The organism is Haloparvum alkalitolerans, assembly GCF_055381565.1.
Genome location: NZ_AP043936.1, coordinates 119,324 through 140,864, shown reverse-complemented (window position 1 = coordinate 140,864; position 21,541 = coordinate 119,324). Strand labels below are relative to the sequence as shown.

The following is a 21,541-nucleotide window of genomic DNA, read 5'->3' as shown; positions in this document are numbered from 1 at the left end:
GATGTCCACCAACCGTCCAGACCGGCTTACGGACCGTAACTATTCGCTACAATCTGCGGACGAGTTCCATTTGGCTTTAACTGAAGAGCAGCAGACCGAACTTGAGCGTATCCTCTTTGAAGATGCTCGAACCGAGCACGAATGGGAACGAGGCGTTATCTGTGTCATCACACGCAGTAGCGGCCAAAACCGGGTGTCTTTTCTAGTACACGACATCCTCGATCCGGCTGATGGCGACATCAATTACGGTGGGAGTGTTCAATTCGATGCTGACTACCGGTACGAGGCAGTCGCTCGCGCCCGGGAAGTTGGCGACGCAGCTGGACTTTTATATATTCACACCCATCCGAATCTGACAGGGGACGAGACGGCTTTTCCAAACCCGTCTGTAGGTGATCTGAACACAGCTGAGAAAGACCTCTTTGAAGACGCCAATCGTCTTGGAGATGAGGCACCGCTCGGAATTGCTATCGTGAAAGACACCTCACGTCAGTGGCGAGTCATCGGCTACGAGTTCGATACTCCAGATACGGCTGATGACGTCGGGAAGGCAGCTTATTCACCGTCATCAGCCCGTACTTTCGACGCGGATTGTGTTCGTGTCGTGGGCAAATCACTGCGTGAATACCCGACGTCTAAGAAAACCGATGGCGCTGCAGGTGCGGCAGCAGCTATCTCACCGGATACACAAGATAGCACCATCGAACTGTGGGGTGAGGATGGACAGCGACAGCTGAATTCACTTCGTGTTGGTCTTGTCGGCGCTGGTGGGGGTGGCTCAATTCTCGCTGAGCACCTGGCTCGGATGGGTATCGGTGAACTCGTCGTCATTGATTTCGACAGAGTTGAGCCAGCGAATCTTAATCGTGCCCAGGGTGCGAGTCGGGCAGACGCAGATGCGCGACGTCCCAAGGTCGATATAGCCGAGCGCCTCGCCCAACTTGGTGGGACTGCACCCGGATTTTCCGTGGACGTCTACGAAGCAAGCGTTGTTGAAGCCCGACCACAGTACGGCGCTATTGACCGGCTGCTTGATTGCGATGTTGTTATTCATGCTGCCGAAGGTGAGTGGCCCACCCGAGTTCTTGACGAAATGGCTCACGCTCACCTTGTGCCGGTAATTAGCGGCGGATCGCACCTTCACAACACAGGTGGGGTACTAGACGAGAACGCCTATGCACAGGCAACTATCGCAGGTCCAGGGCAACCATGCCAGAACTGTGCCCGTCACTGGCGTGAGACGGCTGCTAATGACGAAATGAACAATCCCGACGCGACGGGGCCCGGGGACTATGGGTTGGATGAAGGCGCAGAGGGTGCTGATGAGACCACTGGCGAGGATCGGGAGCCTAGTACAAATTCAGTAAATCTCATCGTCGCTGGGATGGTAACGCTCCGGCTACAGGATTACGTACTCGGTGTCGCCGGCGGCCAGCGCGGGATTCGGCGGTTTATGCCCGGCACATGGTCGATGGAGGAGGGCATTAGTAGCTGTAAACCGGGTTGCCCGATGAAATCACTCTTAGCTGACGGCGATACTCACCAACTGACCCTCTCTAATGATCCAAAGTATGCGAAAATTCGTCGAGACCTGAACGGAGGTGATGAGCAGTGACAACGATCACGACGGTTGGAATTTCGGCTATGATTGGGGTACTCATCGGATATGGGATTAATGAGATATTCGGAGGGAGACGCAGTTCGATAGGGGTTCATCGTCGAGACGGGCGACTGTTACCATTCTGGCCGGGGTTTGTATTCTTCTCTATGGTTACGATCGTAGCGGCGTTTACAACAACAGCTGTCTCAGAATTTCTCTCTGAAGCATTCTCAGGACTCGGCGGTTTCGTATTAGCTTGTGGTGGAGTTGCATTCTTTCTGACAATAGTGAGTTATTCGAGATAGGTATTATCGTGGACTTCCTGCTAAACTGATTCTCTTGTACAAAATTCAATAACTAGGTCGTGGCTGCGCGCGCAACGACCGAAGGGAGTGAGCACGGAGCGGTGGGCGGGGCGGCGGGGCTTGGGCCGGTCCGGCACACATCAAAAAAGAGGTTACTCAACCCTCCTATTCTTCCCACCAACGGCGGTCGCGCTCTGGGAAGACGATCATACTGTCGTAGGTCACGGCGAGTGAGCACCGTCCCTCGTACCAGTTCTTCTTGACCGCCCGCATTCGCACGGTGTCACCTTCCTGGACGAAGGCGGGCTCGCTGGCCTTCCACGAGGTGAACTTGATTTTCCCGGTATCGTCCGCGACCAAGCCCACTTGAGCGATCTTCGGGCTGGAAGCATCCCAGAGCTGGACGACTTCTCCTTCGATGCTCACCTCGTCGGTCTGCACGTCCGGGACGTCCTCGATCGGGCAGATGGCCCCGGGGGCCGCCTTGAGTGCGTCCATCGTGTCGAACACTGCTTTGGTGATGTCTTGCCCCTTGGCGACCCGCTTTGCGAGTGCCCGCGAAACGGCCGCCCGACTATGACCGGTGCGAAGCCGCTGTGCCATCCGGTCTGCTTCCTGGTTCACCTTCGCCAGCTCCATCCGGGAGAGGCGTTCGCGCGGATCCGTCCGCTCAGGGGTGCGTTCCTTCCGAATGCGCTGCCGCCGTTCGGTGACGACCTCCCGCGTTCGCTTCGCCCGGCCCTCCTGGGTGCCGAGTTCCGCCTGGGCGCTGATATGGTCCAGTTCGGCCTCCCGGGCACGAATCTTCTCTTCCTGTGCGAGGGGCAGGTGCGAGAAGTCCTGGACGATGCCGTCCGGGTGGTTGGAATCCACCTTCGCCTGCTTTTCCTGCTGAACCGTCGCCCGGAACTCCGGCTCGTCGTCGACGACCTCGAAGCCGTCCTCGTCGACGCCGGCGTCTTCGGTTCGTTCGAATGCCTGTTCATCCACCGTAACGACCTTGCGACTCGAGTTGTTACTAGACATTGGAGTCTCAGTGCTCCGAAGGCGCTCACGCGCCGCCACCGCGATGTCCTAGCATCGCGGTTTTCCGACGATGTCGACGTCCGATAGCACCGACTGCGCGCTCTCGCTCGCGCCTTCGCGAGCGCCCTGCCGGGCGCGAGCGAGAGCGCGCCCAAGTGCGGCGACCCCAACCAGCACCGCGCGCCGACCCGCCCGGAGCGAGCGGCCAGCGGAGAAAGCGTGGGGGGTGAGCAGCCACGCCGCGCAACCCCCCGCGCTTTCCCGCTGGCGCCGAGGGCACATTCACTTTAGCCCGGCAGCCCGCCCGCTACCGCAGGCAGGCAGCCCGGAATGGTCGGTCGCGAGCGACGCGGAGGGCGGCAGCGGCGAGCGGGGCGGGCCGTGACGTACACACCTGTTCACCCGGCCGCGCCGCTCGGCCGGCCATTCACCGTCCTGGCGGACTCAGAAAGGGCGAGGCCGCCTCGGTCGTCCCCCGACCCCGCAAGCACCGCAGGGACGAGGAGCGCAGCGGTGGTCGCGGGATGCCGAGCAGCCGAGGGCTTTCGGGTGTCGTCGCCGGCGCTGGGTGTTCGGCATCGCTACTCGGAGACCGGTTACTCTTCGAGACGGCGGAGCAATTGTGTGACGTACGGACTGTTCTCCCAGCTCCGATGCGGGCTAATCGTCGTGATTAGCGTCCGAGCCTCTTTGGGGCTCAGATGTCCGTTCCGAGCGTAGTCGACGATGAGCCGTGGTGTCGGGACGATCCGTGGCCCTTGCAGCACGGCGTGGATGAGCGGGAAGTTCGTTCCGCCGAACTCGTCGGTGAGAAACCCATCGACGTCGAGCGCGTTCGCGAGGACGATACCGTCGGTTTCGCCGTCGTCGATCCCGAACGTCGGCCGCGAGTCTGGTGTATCCTCGCGCTCGTACGGGTCCGTGACCGTGCAGTAGCTGCGGGCTGCGAGGACGTTACTCGCGGCTGCCCCGTGGATATCTTGATACTGCGTGACGTCACGGAGCTCTGAAACGACTTCCGACGGCACGAACACGTCACACGACGTGAGCAGATACTGAAACGGGTCGGGGGCATCGGTACCGACAGTTGCATCCGAACGAGGTACGGCGAGACTGACGAGCGCGCTAGTGTCGGCGACGACCGTTCGCAGTCGCCGGCCGCTCATTGCTCGTCGTCGGCTGCGGTCTCGACCGCCGTCGCGTCGCCATCGTAGACGTCCACGTCGTCGGGAGCAGCGAGATCGAGTGGTTCATCCTCGAGATCCGCTTTGAGAAGCCGGAGGCGCTGGGCAGTCTCGGCGCCGACCAACTGCTTGACCGTCTCGAACTCAAGCTGGTCGTCGTAGTACTTCGTGGCGACAAGTTCCTGGAATGTCTCGCTGTCGGCCGTGTCTTCGATGTACTCCCGAATCGCCTCGACAAGCAGATCCGTCCGATCCTTGTCGAAGAGCTCCGCGATCGCATCCAGCCGGTCGACGAGATACTCTGGCGACTGGAAATGGACCCGTCGCGGATCATCACTTGCGCTCATTCTATGTGCACGTTCTGCACATAGAGTGATAACCGTTTCGACGTTTGCACAGAGCTTACACATCGGAGCCCTGATGGGACCGTCCCGCCAGTCTCAGCCGTCGTCCTGTGCGTTCAGCTCCTCGAGGAACCAGCTGGCTACCGTCCCAATCCGAACGCCGTCGACATTACGCATCTCAAGACCGTTCGTGGCGGTTCGGAACGGTTCGTTGTCGACGAGGATACGGTGGATGACTGTGCGGACGGGATCGGTCCCGTAGGTATCGATAACGGTCGCCATCGTCCTGTCGAAATGGGTATCCGCGTGCTCCGTTCGCGGGTTCTGCGCCCGGTGGACCACGAGGTCGATCACATCGTCGACCGATGCGTGGTCAGGATCCCCGGTTTGCTCACGAACGTCATAGCGGGGCTCTGTATCAGACATATCCAGTCACTCAGTGGCATTGCCGTCCGTATCACTCGTCACTGGGTCGGCTCTTCGTTGCCGGCGGGCCTCTGTAAGGAGCTCCTCGAGCGTTGCGACCTGATCGATCTCCGCGAGCTCATCGGTGATCTCGTCGATGAGTGCGGCTCGCTCGACGGCAGTCTCGTCGCTGGCGGTCGTGTCGATCGATGCGACGCGAAGCGCCCGCGTTTCGTGCCAGCCGCAGTCCCAACAGTCTCGGATCACCTCGATCTGCTCGTTCTCTTCCGCTGCGAGGACGGCGTCGGACAGCGATGTCGAAAGCGGCCGGTCCGGTCCGACCTCGAGGGTGACTGGAGAGCCGCATGCGGGGCAATCCATAGGCATCCTGAGGAGCCCTCACCAGTTGAAGATAGTGGATCTACCGCCGTGTCACCCGTGTCGACGACTGCTCGGTGCGTCAGTCTGTGACGACGTGCGCCCCGAGGTCGCGCGTCCAGTATGTTGCGAGCCCGCCGGGACTACAGCGAGCGCACAGTTGCAATGGGCCTTCCAAATGTCCCAGTTCGACCCGGAACCGGGTGAGAGCCCCGAGCGTGTGGACGACCAGTCCACAGCCGTCACAGTCGTTGTGATCGCGCTTATCGGGTCCGGCTCCGTCTGAATCGCGCAGTCGACGCAGATCGGGTAGGTGACCCGCTCGTCCTGGCCCCCGGTGTGGGCCTCGCCAGCCTCGGTACCTGGCGGGGCGTCGCAGAACGCACATCCGTTGAGTTCCCGGCAGGTCCATGCAGGAATGTTCGCTTGCTTCCCCGACATCTGCTCTCAGCGTCGCTCCAGTTCCTACTCCTGCCAGAAATGACGTCTCCCGCGCGAACCGATTCAGTGTGACAGCACACTAATTATCCCGCTCTCCCCCGACCGAACAGCTCTGGAAGGGAAGACTACTGCCGGCGGAACAACCCTATGCGACCCCACATCCGGGCCGGACTACTGTGTATCGAGTAGCCGTACCGGATGTGCGGGCCGGCGCGTGAGGAGTGCGTCGAGTTGCTCGAGACACGACGTCCCGCTGGCGACGACAGTACGGTCCGCGGTGTCTTCTGTTGTGAATTCATCGACGAGCGTCTCGCCGACGTCCACGCTGAGCTCGTAGTACTCGGACTTGTAGCCGAAGCTTCCAGCCATCCCGCAACACTCCACGTCCGAGGTCGTCACGTCGAACCCGCAGTCTTCGAGCACCGCCACCGTGTACGGTTCGAGATCGAGCGTCCGCTGCTGGCAGTGGCTGTGGTAGGCGATCCGCTCGTCGTCGCCGCCAGGGAGTACATCGATATCCCCCCCGTTCTCCAGCAGGCCGTAGACGTACTCCATGAGTTCGTAGCTCTGCTCGTGCAGCGCGGCGTAGTCGTCTTCCGGAAGGAGCCGTTCGTACTCGCGGTGGAACATCGCAAGATCTGACGGCTCGATGACGACGACATCGTGACCTGCCGCGATGGCGGGCGCGAGCGCGTCGTAGACGGCATCGGCGTTGGACTGGGCCGTCGACACCATCCCCTGTGAGAGCGGGGCGCGCCCGCTCTCGCCTGCGGGCGGAACGTCGACGCGGATGTCGAGCGCTTCGAGGACGCGGACGGCCGCCTTCCCGCGCTCCGTGCGCACGTAGTTCGTGTACGCGTCGGGGTAGAGTGCGACCTGTCGGCGTGCCTCGTCGCGACCGACGTGTGGCCCCCGCTTCTCGAACCACTCCACGAGTGATTCACGTTCGAACTCCGGGAGTTCACGGCGGCTGTCGACGCCGAGAGTTCGCTCCAGCAGCGAGCGCGCGGGACCGGTCCGTGCGGCCCAGTTCGAGAGCGGTGCGAACGCCGACCCGAGTTTCGCCAGGGTGTCGAAGTTCCCGAACAGCCGTTTCTGGAGGTCGACCCCACCGGGCTCCTCGTCCGGGGTGAGCCCCTCCACGAGGAAGTCGAAGTCGCCGTCCTCCCCGCGATTGATGCGGTCTCGGACGACCGTGTTGATCCACGGGATGTCGATGTTCACCGGACACTGGTTCACACACCGACTACAACCCGTACAGAGGTCGTTGAACTCGGCGGCACTGTCCTCGCCGTGGACGCCGGCCTCCCAGCCGGTGGCGATGCCGCCGGAGTACGTCTCGCCACCGAAGGCGTGGCCGCCGACGTGCTGGAAGTTCGCACAGGAGTTCGCACACGCCGAACACCGGATGCAGTACAGCGTCTCGCGGAGCTGATCGTCCTCGCGCATCTCCATCCGCCCGTTGTCGATGAGCACGAGGTGGAACTCGCGGTCGTCGCCGGATTCGAGTTCGTTCCCGCCGAAGGTGGGGGAGTCACTAGGCGGGGTGAACAGCGAGATGTAGGAGGTAATGTCCTGGCCGGTCCCGGATCGCCCGATCAGTTCGACGAACGGTTGGAGATCCTCGACACTCGGGACGAGTTTCTCGACACCCGCGACTGCGACGTGGGTGTCCGTCGCCTGCACGCACTTGCGGGCATTCCCCTCACTCGTGACCAGCGCGAGCGTGCCGGTGTCCGCGGTGACGAAGTTCGCGCCCGTCATCCCGACCTCGGCGTCCAAGATCTTCTCGCCGAGGTACTCGCGAGCGAATCGCGTCAGCTCCTCGGCAGTCTCCAAGGGCTCTTCGGGATCGAACACCTCGTTGAACAGGGCTGCGATCTCCTCGCGGGACTTGTGGATCGCCGGGGCGACGATGTGTGAGGGAGCCTCGTCGGCGACTTGGAGGACGAACTCTGCGAGGTCGGTCTCCCAGACGTCCCCGTCGCGTGCCTCGAGCGACTCGTTGACCTCGATCTCCTCGCTCGTCATCGACTTCGACTTCACCACGTCGCGGCCGTCGACGACCTCCTCGATGTATCGGTTCGCGTCGGCGGCGTCGTCGGCGACGTAGACGCTGCCGCCGTTGGCTTCGACGGCCTCGGTGACTTGGTCGACCAGTTCAGGGAGGCGTTCGATAGCGTCTTCCTTGATGGCACGAGCCTCGTTTTTCAACTCGTCGTAGTCATCGAGATTCGCGGTGGACTCGTACCGGCCCTCGTTGAAGACCTGGGTGTTCTCGTGAACGGCGTCGCCCTCGGTGTCGAGGAGATGGCGGATGCGCTCGGCCTTCTGCCGGCGGGTGTCGGCGCTCATCTACTTGTCCTCCAGGAGTACGACCGTCACATCCATCGGGCCGTGAGCGCCCGTCACGAGCGAGCCCATGTCCGCGGTTGCGCTCGGCCCCGTCGCGATGATGGACTGTCCGACGCCGTTCCGGATATCCTCGGCGAGCTGGTCGAACGTCGCGTCCATGTCCGGCAGCACGTCGCTGGCGGCGACGACGGCGACGTGTTCGTCCGCATAGAGACTCACCGGCTCCTCGCCGTCGGTACCGCCCTGGATGATCACCGAGCCGTAGTCGGCGATACCGTAGCCGGCAGCAGTGACGCCGGTCGCCGCGGCCTCGAGGTCCGCGATCGACGGATCGGTATCGACGCTGTCCGGCAGCGAGACGGTCTCGAAGGGGAGTGAGGTGCCGACCGTAGGTGCGTCGAGCAGGGGTGAAAGCGTCGACGCGAACTCGTCGGCCGTGGTTCGCACGAGTTCGACGCCGATCTCGTCGAGCGACGACTCGAAGGTCGCAATTGCCTCAGCTGACATGTTCCCCAATATTGAACCAACAGTTAATGGATGTTTCCTCTCCGGCCTAAACATCTCCTCTCTTTCGTTATGAATATCCGCCGGCCGTATCTGCAGGTATATCTCATATAGAAAGTAAATCACATATGGCTGGTTGTTCGATGGACCAATAGTGGAGAGATCCAACCATGCCTGATGTTCTCACACTAGCTCTCGTCGGCGTCGTCCCGATCGGCGTCGCGTTCGTACTGCTCGCTGGGTTCCGGTGGTCCGCCGCTCGCGCAATGGGTGTCGGGTGGCTGCTCGCGGCCGGAATCGGACTCACGTACTGGAGCATGGAGCCCACCTGGTTGGTAGCGTCGGCCGTCTACGGCGCGCTGCAGGCCGTCGACATCATCCTCATCGTCTTCGGTGCGATCCTCCTGATGAACTACTTGGAGGGCAGTGGCGCTATTGCTACGATCAGGTGGTACTTCGGGCAGATCGAAGGAGACCGGCGCATCCAGGTGCTGCTCATCGGTCTCGGATTCATGACCATCATCGAAGGTGCAGCCGGGTTCGGGACACCGGGAGCACTCGCCGCACCACTGTTCATCGGCCTCGGATTCCCCCCATTGGCCGCTGCGGTGTTCGGGCTCTACTTCAACGCCCCGAACCCGCCGTTCGGTGCCGCCGGCACGCCTGTCATCGGCGGCACCGGTGCCGTCATCAACCCAGCGCTGTCCGGGTCGGTGAGTGTATCCGAGTTCCTCTCGATGGTCTCTGCGTGGACTGGCGTCATCACGGGACTGACGTACGTGTTCTGGGGACTGCTCGGCGTGTTCTTCCTGACGTACTGGTTCGGGAGCGGTGACGGTGAACGCAGCATTGGAGCCGCCATGCGTAGTACTCTCCCCATCGCGCCGTTCGCGCTCGTACTCGGCGTCGTCACTGGTGGCACACAGCTGGTAATCGCGTGGTTCGTCGGGCCTGCACTCCCCGATATCGCCGCGGGGTTCGTGGTGCTCGGCATCGGTCTCCTGCTCGCAAACAACGATATCCTCATCCCTGATGACCAGTGGGATTTCCCCGAGGAATCGACATGGAGCGACACGTGGCTCGGCGGCCTCGATCTTGACGAGGTGTCCCGTGATCAACCCAAACAGGAGATGTCCGTGCTGTTGGCGTGGACACCGTATCTGCTCGTTGCGCTCGCACTGCTCGTCACGCGGTGGCCGGACCTCACCGTCGCCGGCGTCGCTGTCCTTGACTGGATCCAGAGTTTCTCCGTCGGTCTCGATTCGATCCTCGGTACTGAACTTGGATACACCCTTCAGTACCTCTATCTTCCCGGAACGATGCCGTTCATCCCCATCGCGATTCTCACTGGCTTCCTTCACAAGATGGACACCACACAGATGGGGGCAGCGTGGCGACGGTCGATCCAGCAGATCGCTCCGGCCGCCCTCACGCTCATTATCGCCGTCTCGATGACGCAGATAATGATTCAGTCGCAGACGAACACCGCCGATCTCCTCGGCATGATGGAGGCCCTCAGCCGCGCGCTCGCGATGGGCGCCGGCGGTCTACTCCCGCTCATCTCGCCGTGGATCGGCGCTATCGGCTCGTTTATGACGGGGAGCAACACGTCCTCGAACATCCTCTTCAGCGTACTCCAGTACAACGCCGCCGAGACGGTCGGCGTCTCCCGGGTGATCGCCGTCAGCCTGCAGAACGTCGGCGGCGGCCTCGGAAACATGGTCTCGGTGTTGAATGTGGCCGCTATCTGTGGTGTCGTTGGAATCACTGGGCGTGAAGGCGACCTCCTGCGGAAAGCGATCATCCCAATGGCGCTGTTCGCCGTATTCGCCGGCCTGTTCGGGATGCTACTGACGTACGTTCTGGTCCCCGGCCTGTTCTGACCCCGGTCGACAACGTACCGGGGCTCCGCTGCTTCCGGTATAGAAGCGAGATATACGAATAGATCGGCCCGTACTCGCCGGCGCGGTCGTCGTCGTTCATACGACGAGCTGGTGGCTGGCCTCATCGTAGGCGAGTGCGGCTTGCGCGACGGCGAGATTCTGCCGCGTCGTGCGCCATGCCGTGAGATCGTCCCAGCCCTCCGTCTCGTCGGCGTCGAGTTGCTGGGCAAGTTCCTCCGGTGACACCACGTCGTAGCGGTCCTCGTAGTGTCGGATCTCGTCCTTCATGTCTTTGATACTGTCGAGCAACTCCGGTCGAGTGACCTCCTCACGCAGTTCGCGGATCCGGGACATCAAGATACGGTCGCTGTTGCGCTTGTACAGCGTCGTTTGGCCGTCCTGTTCCGTCTCGGCGAACCCTGTGTTCACCAGCGTCTTGCAGTGCCGACGTGCCGTCGGCTCGCTTACGAGGGCCCGATCGCCGATCTCGGCTGCCGATTGCCCGTCGTGGGTCTGTTCAACGACTTCGTACACCCGCTCGAACGGTGTGGTCTCCGCTTTCCAGTCCGCTTTGACCTGCTCGTTGACATCATCCCACGTCTCGGTCATACTGAGTGCTACGCGAGCTAGAAACAAATAGTTTTCTGAGAAAACCATCTGACGATCGTGGCCGTGCAGGGACGTTGTCAGGCTACCTGCTTCTCTAGCGTCTCGTGGTGCGTCTGGATCGTCGTTGGCATGCCGCCCCCAGTCTCCGCCATGTCACTCTGCGTCAGCTTCTCTCTGGCGTTCGCCGATGTTCGTGCTCTGAGCATCTCCCAGCGCCGCTTGATGGGAATTACACAGTTGCGGCAGCTGGTGGTAATGGCGTTGAAAGGACTTGGCGCGGGGATGATTGCCCATGTTGCCTACAGTACAAGCGAGATCTCCGTTTCGAAGCGGACAGATGTTCCAGAGTAAGAAACGTGCGCTGCTAATCCTTCTTGTGGTTGGTGTCGGTGCCGGTCTTTTGGTGAATGTCATTATCCCTCGTATGGTCGAACCCTTTACCGTTCGTTGTTGTTCAAACTACTGGGCTTTTTGCTGACCGGTATGTGACCTCTCCACTTACTGATCGAAAATTGAAACCTCTCGAATGAGTGGCCTCATCTACTGAATGGATTCTTTCTTGCCTTCGGTCCATCTATTCCAAACTTGGTATCACAGGTATACTCTCGATAGGCTAGTTCCAAAACCGGACAGTCAGTAGTATCCTCCATTAATAAGAGCCACGCGGTACTTCGTGTGCGTAGATGTCACTATCCAGTGCTGAAATCATCCAACATCTACAGAATATAGACCCGGACGAATTTGAGCACTTCATCGGTGATCTCTGGGAACGACTTGGTTGGGAGACAGAAGTTACCACTAGGTCGAGCGATCGTGGAATTGATGTCATCGCTAAGCGGTTTCATCCGTATCAGCAAAAAACCCTGATTCAGGCTAAGCGATACCAGTCTGACAACCGAGTTGGGAGCCCACAGATTAGAGAGTATAGTTCTCTTCGACAGCAAGAGGAGAACGTTGATCAGGTCCTTGTCGTAACCACGAGTGCATTCACATCGGAGGCGAGTGCAATCGCCTCAGAGCTGAATGTGAAATGCATCGATGGAGAGCAGCTTGCACAGCTGGTAGAGGAGAACGACGCGATGGATCTGGTGGAAACTACGACTGGGGGCCTTCAACCATCGAGTTCCACCCCACGAGAGACAGATACAAAATCGGGGAAGAGCACTCGTGAAACAGCTGAATTGCCCCGGGGAATTGGTGATGATGTCATCGCAGAATTACTCGGAATTGCACGCGTTAATTTCTCCTCCGAGAGTGATGTTTCTCCAAACAAAATGGATTTTGATGGGCTCTTCGTAGCCCTTACTCTCCGTACTCGTAGTCTCCAAGATAGTGTCTGGCTGGCTATTGGGGACAAACAGGAGGTTGATGTCGTTGATAGCACTGGCTCAAAGCACAATCCGATCTCCCTCTCCGAGAAACCACTTCGAAACGGCTGGCAAACACACGATCCGGAGGTGAGAACGCAAACCGGCCCACGGAATCTTGATATTGATATCCGAATACAGGAGACTACGAGGTATCTTCTGGCAGTCGATCTGAGTTCAATATGCGACCTCACCCGAATCAAAATCGATCGTTACGGAATCGAGATTGACTTTACCGAAGTGGATCTTGCCGACATTCCGAGCTTGCCTGACGACCTCAAAACTAGTCTGGACTCAGTTAGGGGAGTCTCGGTACACACGAGCTAAAATGATCTCCTGCGGAAGTCTGGTAGTGGTTCTAGTGGCGCTCCGGTTCGAGCCACCCAACGGCGTCGATGAGCACCGGCGTGATCGTGTACTCGCGGTCGCCCGCGGTCGTCGTTACAGTCAGGTCGATCTCCCGGGCGACGTACTGGCGTGGCTGCTCGTCGTCGGTGATGTCGACGACACCGGCGTCAACGAGCCGGTTGACGTAGCTGTAAGCCGTCCCCTGAGCGAGTTTGAGGTCGTTCATTACGTCTTGGACGGCCGCCTCCCCCTTCCGAGCGAGGTACGCGTACAGCTGGGCGAGCTGTGGCTCCTCGAGGAGGTCCGCGAGCGAGAGGAAGTCGTGGACGATGTCGCTGTCGGCGCGGTGGTGTCACACCCGCCGTGAACGCCGGGGCTCTTCACTTGAAAAGTTGGCCAACGGGATTCGGTTAGGTGACATCCACACAGCGATTAACCGGACTGTTTCTGCAATTCTTGGTACCGCTCACGAAGCGTCACAGGCGTCACGTCGGCCACCGCCGCGATCTCTTCCTGGATCAGTCCGCCACCGTGCTCTTCGCTCGCGAGATAGAGGCACCCGGCCGCGACACCGGATGGGGATCGCCCGCTGATCAACCCTTCCTCACGGGCGCACTGTGCGAGGTCGGCTGCCCGCGAGCGGATCGCCGGTGATACGTCGAGTTCTGTGAACAGCCGCGGCAGGATGTCGCCCGGCGAGATGGGGCGACTCGCAATTCCGAGTTCCGTGTTGAGGACGCGATAGCCAAGGAGGACCTTCCCGCGGTCACAGCGGGCCACGTCCGCGACTTCCTCGATGGTGCGGAGGAGGCCGTCGGTCCGACACGCCCCATACACACTGCCAGCTGCAAGCGCTTCGATCGAACGACCCTTGAGGAGGTCTGCCTTCTGTGCCTTCCGGAAAAGGGTGCTTGCGCGTTCACGAAGCCCCTGTGTAAGGTCGAGCGCGCTCACGAGGCGGGCGATCTCCGTACAGGCGGTCGCGAGGTTTCGCTCGCACTTTGAACTGAACTGTGCCCGACTGTGCCGCATCCGGAGCCGGGACATCTGCCGTTGCTTCCGTCCGGAGAGGGTGTTGCCGTTCGCGTCCCGTCTGCTACCGATCTCGGTCGAGAGCCCGCGGTCGTGTCGCGTCTGCGTGACCGGGGCGCCGGTTCGGGACTTGTTCTCCGTTCCGTCCTCGAAGTTTCGCCAGTCCGGGCCGTGGTCGATCGGCGACGCATCGAGCACAAGCCTGCAGTCGTCGCACACGGTTTCGTGTCCCGTCGTCGTAACGCGGCCGCCGCAATCCGGACAGTCCGCTTGTTCGGGCTCCTGTGCTTCTTCGTCGAACGTTCGGTCGTAGATGGTTCTCGTCTGCATTGGGTATTCGCGGCGACCCGCGTGGGATCGCCCCGCACCCTCTCAGGGGCCGACAAACCCCCACGGGTTAGCGGAGGAACCGCCCGTCCGGTGCCGGCACGGTCCCCGTTCGAACCTCGATGTCGACGCGTCGGAGGTGTTTGCAGCCACCTTGGGGATCGCGGTGGCGTGCATCCGGGCACGTACATTGCTCGGCCGCGAGATCGACCTCGTAGGTGCTGCCGGTCGCGCTCTCGACGATGTAGCGAGCGCCCTGCTCGCCGAACCGAACCTCCATCGCCTCCGACAGAGCACGACGCGTCCGTGGCGCTTCGATCGAGTAGCCGCCATCCGTTACGGGATGTGGCCGCCGCTCAACCGTGCATGGTTCCCGGAACTCGTCACGATGGTTCCGCTCCTGGCCACATCGTCGGCACCGCCAGTACGTCGTCGTGTACGAGTATGGTGGCCCCTCGGTCAGCTCGATGTCGTAGGCCGTTGGTTCGCGGCCGGGGACCTGCTCCCTGACGCGGAGGAGCTCGTGATCGTTCTCGATGCACGGATCGGCCGTCGCAACCGTTTGCTGTCGCTCGCGGTCGGGAGAGTCTGTCGCCATGGGATCGGTGCAGGCCCGCAGTCGCGCGCCCGCAGCCCTCGGGGCGTGACAATCCCTCCGTACAACGGTGCGACCTGTGGTTTGGAAGCGGTGGCTGGCGTCTGACTATCTCGGTTGTTGAGGGAGTTACCTTCTACAGATTCGCCGACGGTTGAACGCGAACGGCAAGCTCGCCATTGTCCGTCACCGGTGTGACCGGCAGTTGCGGTATCTGGCGAAGCGCATCGAGAACCTCTCGGACATCGCCCACTACGTCATCATGATCGCGGAGGGTACGCTCCGCGATGACGTAGTCCGTGTCGACAGGACAGAGCGAGTCGAAGAGGCTCTCGAGCGAGCCCGTGACGCGAGCCGAGCCGCTTCCTCTCTGACTATAGCGCTGGCTATACCCCGTTTCGAACCGCCGTCGGCCGATACACCACGTTGCGTCTACAGTCGGTCGGTACTCCACCACGACCGTCTCGTACTTCGTAAGTCGACGCTCGCCGAGCTCGTGGAGGATCCAGTCGTAGATCTCGCGTGGTACGCTCGTCGAGACGACGTTCGATCCACAGCCAGTCAGGTTGACTGCCTCGAGTGCGTCACGGTTCTTGGCGACGAATTCGGCCGCGGCCGCACGCTCCTCACCGGCGACGTAGTAGATAGTCGTGAACGCCCCAGTTGGTGTTGATGGCGGCCCACCTGGCGACCGCGACACGTCGATCTTTCGGACGCGTTGGCGCTCGTCCGGGCCGAGGTTCCCGAGCTTGACCCCTGTTTGTGGCCCCTCGGTGAGTACCTCGAACTCCTGCGTCATGGCTGGGTCGTTGCCGGTTATTCTGCATGAAGGTGCCGGCAGTGTCAGAAATCTCGAACAACATGCTGGGTGTTGTTGCTGTCGGATCTGTAACTGACGGTGGTCCCACCTTGTCGGCGACCCTCCCTGGAGTACGCCTTGGCTGGGGTCACGTTGCTTGCTGTGTGGGGTGACTCTCTGTCTCATCGTCAGGGTTTCTGTCCCTTTCGTCCCCGAGGTCGTGGCTGCGCGCGCAGCGACGAACGGAGCGAGCACGGAGCGGAGGGTGGGGCGGTGGGTGTGGGCTGGATGGTGCATTCTCTCCGTCTTCCGGGTCCGCACCGACGCCGATCAGCCGCCTGCGGATCCACACGGCAAAAAGGGGGCTGCGATGGCCTACGGGGTCAGCCAGTCGTCGCGTTCGGGGAAGGTGACCCGCGACCGCCCCGTCAGTGCCACCGAGACGCGCCCCTGGTACCAGCTCGTCGCTGCGTCGTACAGCCGCACGCGCTCGCCTTCCTCGATTCGGGGTTGGTCGCTTTTGACCCAGCTGGTGACCTTGATGCGCCCCGTCTCGTCCTCCAGGAGTCCGACCTGTTGGATGGCCGCGCTGGTCGGCTCCCACAACTCCACGACGCGCCCTTCGATGGACACCTCGCCGCGACCGACGTCCGCGACCGCGTCGATCGGGGTGAGCCGCCCGGGATCACGATCGAGCGCCTCGCTCGTCCGCATCACGGCCGTTGGGATGTCCGCCCCGTCCGCGACTCGCCGCGCCAGCTGCCGGCTCACGGCCGCCGCCGTCCAGCCGCCTTTCACGTCCGCGATCGTCCGCGCCTGCTCGTTCACGGCTGCCAGCTCGTCCCGGCTCAGCGTCTCCCGGGGATCCGGCTGCTCCGGCCCGGCCCATTCGTCCACGCTCGCGCGCCGTTCCGCGAACGCCTCTTGCCGTGCCCGACTCTCGGCCGCCGCTTGGCGCCGTGCCCGGGCTTCCCGGTCCGACGACTGCCGCCGGTCCCACCGCTCGCGCGTCCGCTCCTTCTCGAGCTCGCGTGCCAGCGCCTTCTCCTCGGCTTCCAGCGTCAGTCCGTGAACGCCCGCATCCGGATGGTTCGCGTCCACCTTCGCGCGCACCTGCATGTCCACCGTCGGCCGCAACGGCTCCGCATCGTCGTCTTCCTCCGCTGCTTCCAAACCCTGTTCATCGACCGAAACTTCTTGACCGATAACGCGTTTACTACTCATTGGTGTTCTAGCACCTGAAGGCGCTCACGACGCGCCACCTCCCGCGCTTCATCGCGGGATTTTCTCCGACTCACCGACGGAACCAGCTGCGCGCGCCGCTCGCGCCTTCGCCTCGCGCCTCATCGGGGCGCGAGCGGCGCGCGCCTCAGAGGAGAGTCCCAACCAGCACCGCGCGCCGACCCGCCCGGAGCGAGCGGCCAGCGCATTCCCCGTTCGCCGCGACGCAACCACGTCCGTCGCGGTCGGCTTTGCCGAGGTCCCTTGGACCCGAACGGGTGAAGCGCTGGCGCCGAGGGCACATCCACTTTAGCCCGGAACGGGCGCGGGCGGTGCGGAGAGCGCCCGCACGCCCGGAATGGTCGGTCGCGAGCGACGCGGAGGGCGGCACGCGGCGCGCGGGGCGTGCCGGTGCGTACCCACCATAGATGAGTATCTCGACTCTCGCATCTGACAACGCTCTGTGCGTGCCTTCGAGATTCCGATCGCTAGAGTGAGAAATATACTGTGCCGGATCGTTGGCATCTACGCGATGGGAGGATGTCGTCGCACTTGTTTTACTCCGCGTTCCATAGGACGGTGAATCTCTCGTGCCGCTGTGGCTCTGAACATCGTTGGAAGAGTGAGTCACCATCGCAGCGCGCGAGCGTTCTGCCGACCACCGGATGGATTTTGACCTGTGCTTAAATACATATATTCGATAAGTGAGCCGCTTGAAGACTGGCGTTGAAAGGTGAAATTACTACCCAACCGGCCTCCAATCGGCGGCATATGGGGCTGCTGTGGAAGACACTCGTCCGGGGTGTCTACAAGTCGGCAGGGCTAGACTCACCGTACTCCGCGACTGAATATGGTGTTAACTGGTCGAAACAACGCAAGAGATGTCTGGAACGAGACGGCTACGCCTGCCGTGTCTGTGGTGATGCAGAGGATACGATCGGCCGGGAGCCGGCTGTTCACCATATTCGTCCGCGATCGCAGTTTGACGGCACACCGCAGGAGATGAACGCGCTGGAAAATCTGGTAACACTCTGTCCGGAGTGTCACGGCCAGTTTGAAGGAGAGTTTACGGAGTGTAGCGTAGGCACGTTCGTTTCCAATGCCCGGAAAAGAAAGTTTTAATTATTTATATTTTGGCTGTAATAACTGCATGGTGTCAGTCTACGACCTACAAGTGCAATGCGAGGAGTGCGGTACGGTGGCTACGCCCGATCCACCCAATCGGAAACTGCTGTGGATCGCGGGGATGGCGATCATCTTCGCGGGGATAGGCTTCGCAATTGGGAGCGTCGTCGGCGTTGCGACCGCGGGCGTCGGGTTCGTGGCGTGGATCTTTACTGTCCCGATCGGACTTTATGCTGGCTACCGCATCGGTTCCTTCGGAGCGGAGTTGATGGACGGAGCGTCCTGTCCCGAGTGCGGTCGTGAACACTCGGCTGGCGGCCTACTGGGGATCTAAACGAGCTGCACAGACACTCGTGGTCGTACCACTTACGTCAGCTCTCTTCGGAAGTCGCAAGTTCGATCTCTAACTCAACCGTTACCTCGCCTTGCGGTTCGGTACGCCATGGTGTATTGTCGAACACAAGGACGCGCTCGGCGTCCTCAAGTGGGAACTCTGTTTCTTCAGACGCAGCCTCAACGTGACTGTAGACGCTGTAAAACTCGACATTTTCGCCCTGTGTGTAGCCGGAATAGGCGTCTTCGTCGAAGAGGAACACGTCGATCGGGCCGCCGCTCTTCACGATGAAATCATAGAGCAACCAGTGAGCTCCGCCAGACGCGTCAACTCGGTACGGTTCATACTCCCCAGCCGGGATCGTTATTGTCTCGTTTCGATGCATCACGCGATCATCAAGCAGCACATTGTTGGGGTAGTCCCCCTCTTCCGTTGGCTCGGGTGTAGGTGTGGGATTCGACCCAGGAACATTGGATAAACACCCAGAAATTGAGGGGACTACAAATCCTAACAGCGCTCCAAATTTCCGACGAGTAAGGTGTCGGTCGGGCATGCGAATTGTCTCATGCGTCAAGTGCATAAAAGTTACAGAAAATTCTCTGACCATTTTACTGGCGATCGACACTACAAAAAAGGCGCTGTGAATACGCATCATATGGTCACTGGAGATTCATCGCACGCCACGCTCACGTTCGAAGGCACCCTAGAGGCTGCTCGAGGGACGGACAGATTACTAACGGTCTGTCGGCAGTATGAGCTTCTTCGAGACGTAATTTCGACGGTGTACGATACTGACGTTGCGACTGATCTGACTCTGCGAGTCGTAGCACCAAAGTCAGTTCTTCGGGATCTCAAACGAGATTTCGGGATCGGATGGCTCGCTGGCGAACTGATCGCAGCCGATCGACTCTCGCTGCACGAAGCGACCGCGGACCTCCCGACTTCTGTGTTCGTTACCGAAACGCGAGTAGACAATCCGCTCCCACTGGACGACCGCGTTGCCAGTACGGTGGCCGAAGACGAAGAGCTCGCAAGCGCCGTTCACACGACCTACTGGGAAGATCTCGACACGAGCGCGTACGTGCTTCCGTATCCGGGACGGGAACGTGTACTGGAGACCCTGGCTGCAGAGTGTGACGACGCGGCCGCGGAGGCGTTTGCGGCCGGTATCGAGGCAAATCAGGAAATCGGTGGCCCGCTCACAGTTGCTGTGGTGGCGATACTCGCGGGGGCACGTTCGGAGGCGCTCCACTACGATCTTGGCAAGTGGGCAGACTACCACCAGATTCGTAGTAAAGCGAGTCTCACTCGGGCGAAGCAAGATCTTGTAGAGGCTGACCTCGTGCGGACAACGAAGGTACAGATCGAGGTCGGTCGCCCTCGACAACGACTCCACCTGGACGAGTCAGTCACGGATGCCGATATGGAGCCACTCGTCGAGCAGGCGGCCGCCGCCCTCGATTGAGCAGCTCTGGGCCGGTCTCAATCCCACCAGTACCGTCGCTGGGTGTTCGACATCACCACTTGGAGGTACGTTACGAGTTCAAGCGTTGGAGTAATTGCGTGACGTAGGGGCTATTCTGCCAGCTCCGGTGCGGGCTGATCGTCGTGATCAGGATTCGAGCTGTCTCGTGGCTCAGATGCCCGTTCCGAGCATAGTCGACGATGAGCCGCGGGGTTGGGACGATCCGCGGCCCTTCCAACACGGCGTGAATCAGGGGGAAGTTCGTCCCACCGAACTCGTCGGTCAGAAACCCGTCGACGGTAAGCGCGTTCGCGAGGACGATGCCGTCCGTTTCTCCCTCATCGAGACCGAACGTCGGCCGCGACTCGGGCGTCTCGTCGCGGTCGTAGGGATCCTCGACCGTGTAGTGGCCGCGGGCGGCGAGGACGTTGTTCGCAGCCGCAGCGTGGAGGTCCTGATACTGCGCGATGTCGTGGAGCTCCGCGACCACTTCTGGCGGCACGAACACCTCACACGAGGTGAGGAGGTACTGAAACGGGTCCGGAATCTCGGTGTTGACGGCCGCGTCGGCTCGGGGAACGGCGAGACTGACCAGCGCACTGGTGTCGGCGACGACCGTTCGCAGCTGCTGACGGCTCATCGATCGTCGTCGGCACCGGTCTCGACCGCAGTCGCGTCGCCATCGTAGACGTCGATATCGTCGGGAGCAGCGATATCGAACGGTTCGCCCTCGAGGTCCGCCTTGAGGAGGCGGAGTCGCTGGGCGGTCTCAGCGCCGACTAACTGCCTGACCGTCTCGAACTCAAGCTGCCCGTCGTAGTACTTCGTCGCGACGAGTTCCTGGAACGTCTCACTCTCGGCTGTTTCCTCGATGTACTCACGCATCGCCTCAACGAGCAAATCGGTCCGATCCGTATCGAAGAGCTCCGCGATCGCGTCCAAGCGGTCGACGAGATACTCCGGCGACTGAAAGTGTACCCGTCGGGGATCGTCGCTTGCGCTCATTCTGTGTGCAAGTTTTGCACATAGATCCATAACGGTTTCGGTGTTTGCACAGATCTTGCACATCGGTGCCCTGACGGGACCGCCCCGCCAGTCTCTGCCGTCGGTCTATGCGTTCAACTCTTCGAAGAATCAGCTGGCTGCTAGCCCGATAGTGGAGCGACGGGGCAGTAACACAAACAGTGCGACAGAGGTTACAGGGTGGTCAACTACAACTAGCTGCGACACTACTGCCGCCGTCGCTGTACCACTCGTGTCGACAACCGCTCCCCGGATCAGTCCGCGACGAGATGCTCTTCGAGATCGTGCGTCCAGTACGTCGCGAGCCCGCCTGGACTACAGCGGGCGCACAGCTGCAACGAGCCTTCCAGATGCCCAAGTTCCACGCGGAACTGCGTCAGCGCTGCGAGCGTATCGACGACCAGCCCACAGCCATCACAGGCGACGTGATCGCGCTCGTCGGGATCCGGCTCTGTCTGAATCGCGCAGTCCACGCAGATCGGGTGGGTGACCCGTTCGCCCTGCCCCCAGGTGTGCGCCTCGCCAGTCTCGGTACCGGGCGGCGCGTCGCAGAACGCACAGCCGATGAGCGTTTGCTGCATCACTCACCCTCCCTGTCGGCGTCGCGGCCGGCCGTCCAACCACGGTGGAAGACGGCCAGCTGCGTCACCGAGTCGAACGTGGCGCCGCTCGGTTCGTGGACCAGAGCGCGGTTCTCCGGTACCGGCGTGACGACATCCGCGTCGGCGAGGTCGCTAACCAAGCGTTGAGCCGTCGCGTCGTCGATGTCTGCCGTGTCGCCGCCAGCGGTGTCGCGGTCCTTGGCAAGTTGCGTTCGCTCAAACTGTTCGTAGTCGGCACTCGTGTCGTTGTGCAGATCCAGACGAGACAT

At 61.3% G+C, this 21,541-nt stretch carries 24 protein-coding genes and 2 pseudogenes; 7 read left to right on the top strand and 19 right to left on the bottom strand.

Annotated elements, in window-relative coordinates:
* The first annotated feature begins 1 nt into the window (after position 1).
* Together ACZ432_RS00700 and ACZ432_RS00695 are read left to right on the top strand one after the other, a co-directional pair.
* Positions 2 to 1,615 (top strand): HesA/MoeB/ThiF family protein, encoded by a 1,614-nt coding sequence (locus ACZ432_RS00700; RefSeq protein ID WP_426963433.1) that lies wholly within the window; start codon positions 2 to 4, stop codon positions 1,613 to 1,615.
* Positions 1,612 to 1,905 carry a hypothetical protein gene (locus tag ACZ432_RS00695; protein ID WP_426963432.1) on the top strand — a complete coding sequence of 98 codons (294 nt, stop codon included), beginning with the start codon at positions 1,612 to 1,614 and terminating at the stop codon, positions 1,903 to 1,905. The genes ACZ432_RS00700 and ACZ432_RS00695 overlap by 4 nt, the downstream gene beginning before the upstream one ends.
* 165 nt (positions 1,906 to 2,070) lie before the next feature.
* Here ACZ432_RS00695 and ACZ432_RS00690 read toward each other — a convergent pair whose 3' ends face one another.
* From ACZ432_RS00690 to ACZ432_RS00655, 8 genes and pseudogenes are all read right to left on the bottom strand, one after another.
* Positions 2,071 to 2,931: a DNA-binding protein gene (locus ACZ432_RS00690; protein ID WP_426963431.1), complete on the bottom strand. Its 861-nt coding sequence runs from the start codon at positions 2,929 to 2,931 to the stop codon at positions 2,071 to 2,073.
* 596 nt (positions 2,932 to 3,527) lie between these two features.
* Positions 3,528 to 4,097, bottom strand: coding sequence for a hypothetical protein (locus ACZ432_RS00685; RefSeq protein ID WP_426963430.1), 570 nt, complete (start codon positions 4,095 to 4,097; stop codon positions 3,528 to 3,530).
* A complete protein-coding gene (locus tag ACZ432_RS00680) occupies positions 4,094 to 4,462 on the bottom strand; it encodes a ribbon-helix-helix domain-containing protein (protein ID WP_092663537.1) in 369 nt (122 codons plus the stop codon). The genes ACZ432_RS00685 and ACZ432_RS00680 overlap by 4 nt, the downstream gene beginning before the upstream one ends.
* A gap of 93 nt (positions 4,463 to 4,555) precedes the next feature.
* A complete protein-coding gene (locus ACZ432_RS00675; RefSeq protein WP_426963429.1) occupies positions 4,556 to 4,885 on the bottom strand; it encodes a hypothetical protein in 330 nt (109 codons plus the stop codon).
* A gap of 6 nt (positions 4,886 to 4,891) precedes the next feature.
* Positions 4,892 to 5,245 carry a hypothetical protein gene (locus tag ACZ432_RS00670; protein WP_426963428.1) on the bottom strand — a complete coding sequence of 118 codons (354 nt, stop codon included), beginning with the start codon at positions 5,243 to 5,245 and terminating at the stop codon, positions 4,892 to 4,894.
* A 79-nt stretch (positions 5,246 to 5,324) separates the two neighbouring features.
* Positions 5,325 to 5,683 (bottom strand): annotated as a pseudogene (locus ACZ432_RS00665) (DUF7558 family protein).
* A 171-nt stretch (positions 5,684 to 5,854) separates the two neighbouring features.
* Positions 5,855 to 8,038: an LUD domain-containing protein gene (locus ACZ432_RS00660; protein ID WP_173231005.1), complete on the bottom strand. Its 2,184-nt coding sequence runs from the start codon at positions 8,036 to 8,038 to the stop codon at positions 5,855 to 5,857.
* The gene (locus tag ACZ432_RS00655; protein ID WP_173231006.1) at positions 8,039 to 8,545 is read right to left on the bottom strand and encodes a LutC/YkgG family protein; all 507 of its coding nucleotides are present in this window, start codon (positions 8,543 to 8,545) and stop codon (positions 8,039 to 8,041) included.
* 167 nt (positions 8,546 to 8,712) lie between these two features.
* Here ACZ432_RS00655 and ACZ432_RS00650 point away from each other — a divergent pair, with 167 nt between their 5' ends.
* Positions 8,713 to 10,425 (top strand): L-lactate permease, encoded by a 1,713-nt coding sequence (locus ACZ432_RS00650; RefSeq protein ID WP_173231007.1) that lies wholly within the window; start codon positions 8,713 to 8,715, stop codon positions 10,423 to 10,425.
* Between the two features lie 96 nt (positions 10,426 to 10,521).
* On the opposite strand, the gene ACZ432_RS00645 is transcribed toward ACZ432_RS00650, so the two are convergent.
* Complete coding sequence (locus ACZ432_RS00645; protein WP_426963427.1) at positions 10,522 to 11,034, bottom strand: winged helix-turn-helix domain-containing protein; 513 nt, start codon at positions 11,032 to 11,034, stop codon at positions 10,522 to 10,524.
* A gap of 683 nt (positions 11,035 to 11,717) precedes the next feature.
* On the opposite strand from ACZ432_RS00645, the gene ACZ432_RS00640 reads away from it, so the two are divergent.
* Positions 11,718 to 12,728: a restriction endonuclease gene (locus ACZ432_RS00640; protein ID WP_426963426.1), complete on the top strand. Its 1,011-nt coding sequence runs from the start codon at positions 11,718 to 11,720 to the stop codon at positions 12,726 to 12,728.
* A 40-nt stretch (positions 12,729 to 12,768) separates the two neighbouring features.
* Here the strand turns inward: ACZ432_RS00640 and ACZ432_RS00635 are convergent.
* From ACZ432_RS00635 to ACZ432_RS00615, 5 genes and pseudogenes are all read right to left on the bottom strand, one after another.
* Positions 12,769 to 13,080, bottom strand: a pseudogene (locus ACZ432_RS00635) (helix-turn-helix domain-containing protein); the annotation flags it as partial.
* A gap of 101 nt (positions 13,081 to 13,181) precedes the next feature.
* On the bottom strand, positions 13,182 to 14,111 hold the full coding sequence (locus ACZ432_RS00630; RefSeq protein WP_426963425.1) for a transcription initiation factor IIB: 930 nt from the start codon (positions 14,109 to 14,111) through the stop codon (positions 13,182 to 13,184).
* Positions 14,112 to 14,178: 67 nt separating this feature from the next.
* Positions 14,179 to 14,706, bottom strand: coding sequence for a hypothetical protein (locus ACZ432_RS00625; RefSeq protein ID WP_426963424.1), 528 nt, complete (start codon positions 14,704 to 14,706; stop codon positions 14,179 to 14,181).
* A gap of 133 nt (positions 14,707 to 14,839) precedes the next feature.
* A complete protein-coding gene (locus ACZ432_RS00620; protein WP_426963423.1) occupies positions 14,840 to 15,502 on the bottom strand; it encodes a hypothetical protein in 663 nt (220 codons plus the stop codon).
* Positions 15,503 to 15,877: 375 nt separating this feature from the next.
* Positions 15,878 to 16,726, bottom strand: a complete 849-nt coding sequence (locus ACZ432_RS00615) for a DNA-binding protein (RefSeq protein WP_426963422.1) — start codon at positions 16,724 to 16,726, stop codon at positions 15,878 to 15,880.
* A 768-nt stretch (positions 16,727 to 17,494) separates the two neighbouring features.
* Between ACZ432_RS00615 and ACZ432_RS00610 the strand changes: the two genes are divergently transcribed.
* Together ACZ432_RS00610 and ACZ432_RS00605 are read left to right on the top strand one after the other, a co-directional pair.
* Positions 17,495 to 17,845 (top strand): HNH endonuclease, encoded by a 351-nt coding sequence (locus ACZ432_RS00610; protein WP_426963421.1) that lies wholly within the window; start codon positions 17,495 to 17,497, stop codon positions 17,843 to 17,845.
* A 28-nt stretch (positions 17,846 to 17,873) separates the two neighbouring features.
* On the top strand, positions 17,874 to 18,182 hold the full coding sequence (locus ACZ432_RS00605) for a hypothetical protein (RefSeq protein ID WP_426963420.1): 309 nt from the start codon (positions 17,874 to 17,876) through the stop codon (positions 18,180 to 18,182).
* A 37-nt stretch (positions 18,183 to 18,219) separates the two neighbouring features.
* Here ACZ432_RS00605 and ACZ432_RS00600 read toward each other — a convergent pair whose 3' ends face one another.
* Complete coding sequence (locus ACZ432_RS00600) at positions 18,220 to 18,735, bottom strand: hypothetical protein (protein ID WP_426963419.1); 516 nt, start codon at positions 18,733 to 18,735, stop codon at positions 18,220 to 18,222.
* Between the two features lie 102 nt (positions 18,736 to 18,837).
* Here ACZ432_RS00600 and ACZ432_RS00595 point away from each other — a divergent pair, with 102 nt between their 5' ends.
* A complete protein-coding gene (locus ACZ432_RS00595; protein WP_426963418.1) occupies positions 18,838 to 19,647 on the top strand; it encodes a transcriptional regulator TbsP domain-containing protein in 810 nt (269 codons plus the stop codon).
* 70 nt (positions 19,648 to 19,717) lie between these two features.
* Here the strand turns inward: ACZ432_RS00595 and ACZ432_RS00590 are convergent, their stop codons facing one another.
* The 4 genes from ACZ432_RS00590 to ACZ432_RS00575 all read right to left on the bottom strand — a co-directional run bounded on the left by ACZ432_RS00590 (position 19,718) and on the right by ACZ432_RS00575 (position 21,541).
* Positions 19,718 to 20,287, bottom strand: coding sequence for a hypothetical protein (locus ACZ432_RS00590; protein ID WP_426963417.1), 570 nt, complete (start codon positions 20,285 to 20,287; stop codon positions 19,718 to 19,720).
* Positions 20,284 to 20,652 (bottom strand): hypothetical protein, encoded by a 369-nt coding sequence (locus tag ACZ432_RS00585; protein ID WP_426963416.1) that lies wholly within the window; start codon positions 20,650 to 20,652, stop codon positions 20,284 to 20,286. Before ACZ432_RS00585 ends, ACZ432_RS00590 begins: the two co-directional genes overlap by 4 nt.
* 272 nt (positions 20,653 to 20,924) lie before the next feature.
* Positions 20,925 to 21,251, bottom strand: a complete 327-nt coding sequence (locus ACZ432_RS00580) for a DUF7558 family protein (protein WP_426963415.1) — start codon at positions 21,249 to 21,251, stop codon at positions 20,925 to 20,927.
* On the bottom strand, positions 21,251 to 21,541 hold the full coding sequence (locus tag ACZ432_RS00575; protein ID WP_426963414.1) for a hypothetical protein: 291 nt from the start codon (positions 21,539 to 21,541) through the stop codon (positions 21,251 to 21,253). The genes ACZ432_RS00580 and ACZ432_RS00575 overlap by 1 nt, the downstream gene beginning before the upstream one ends.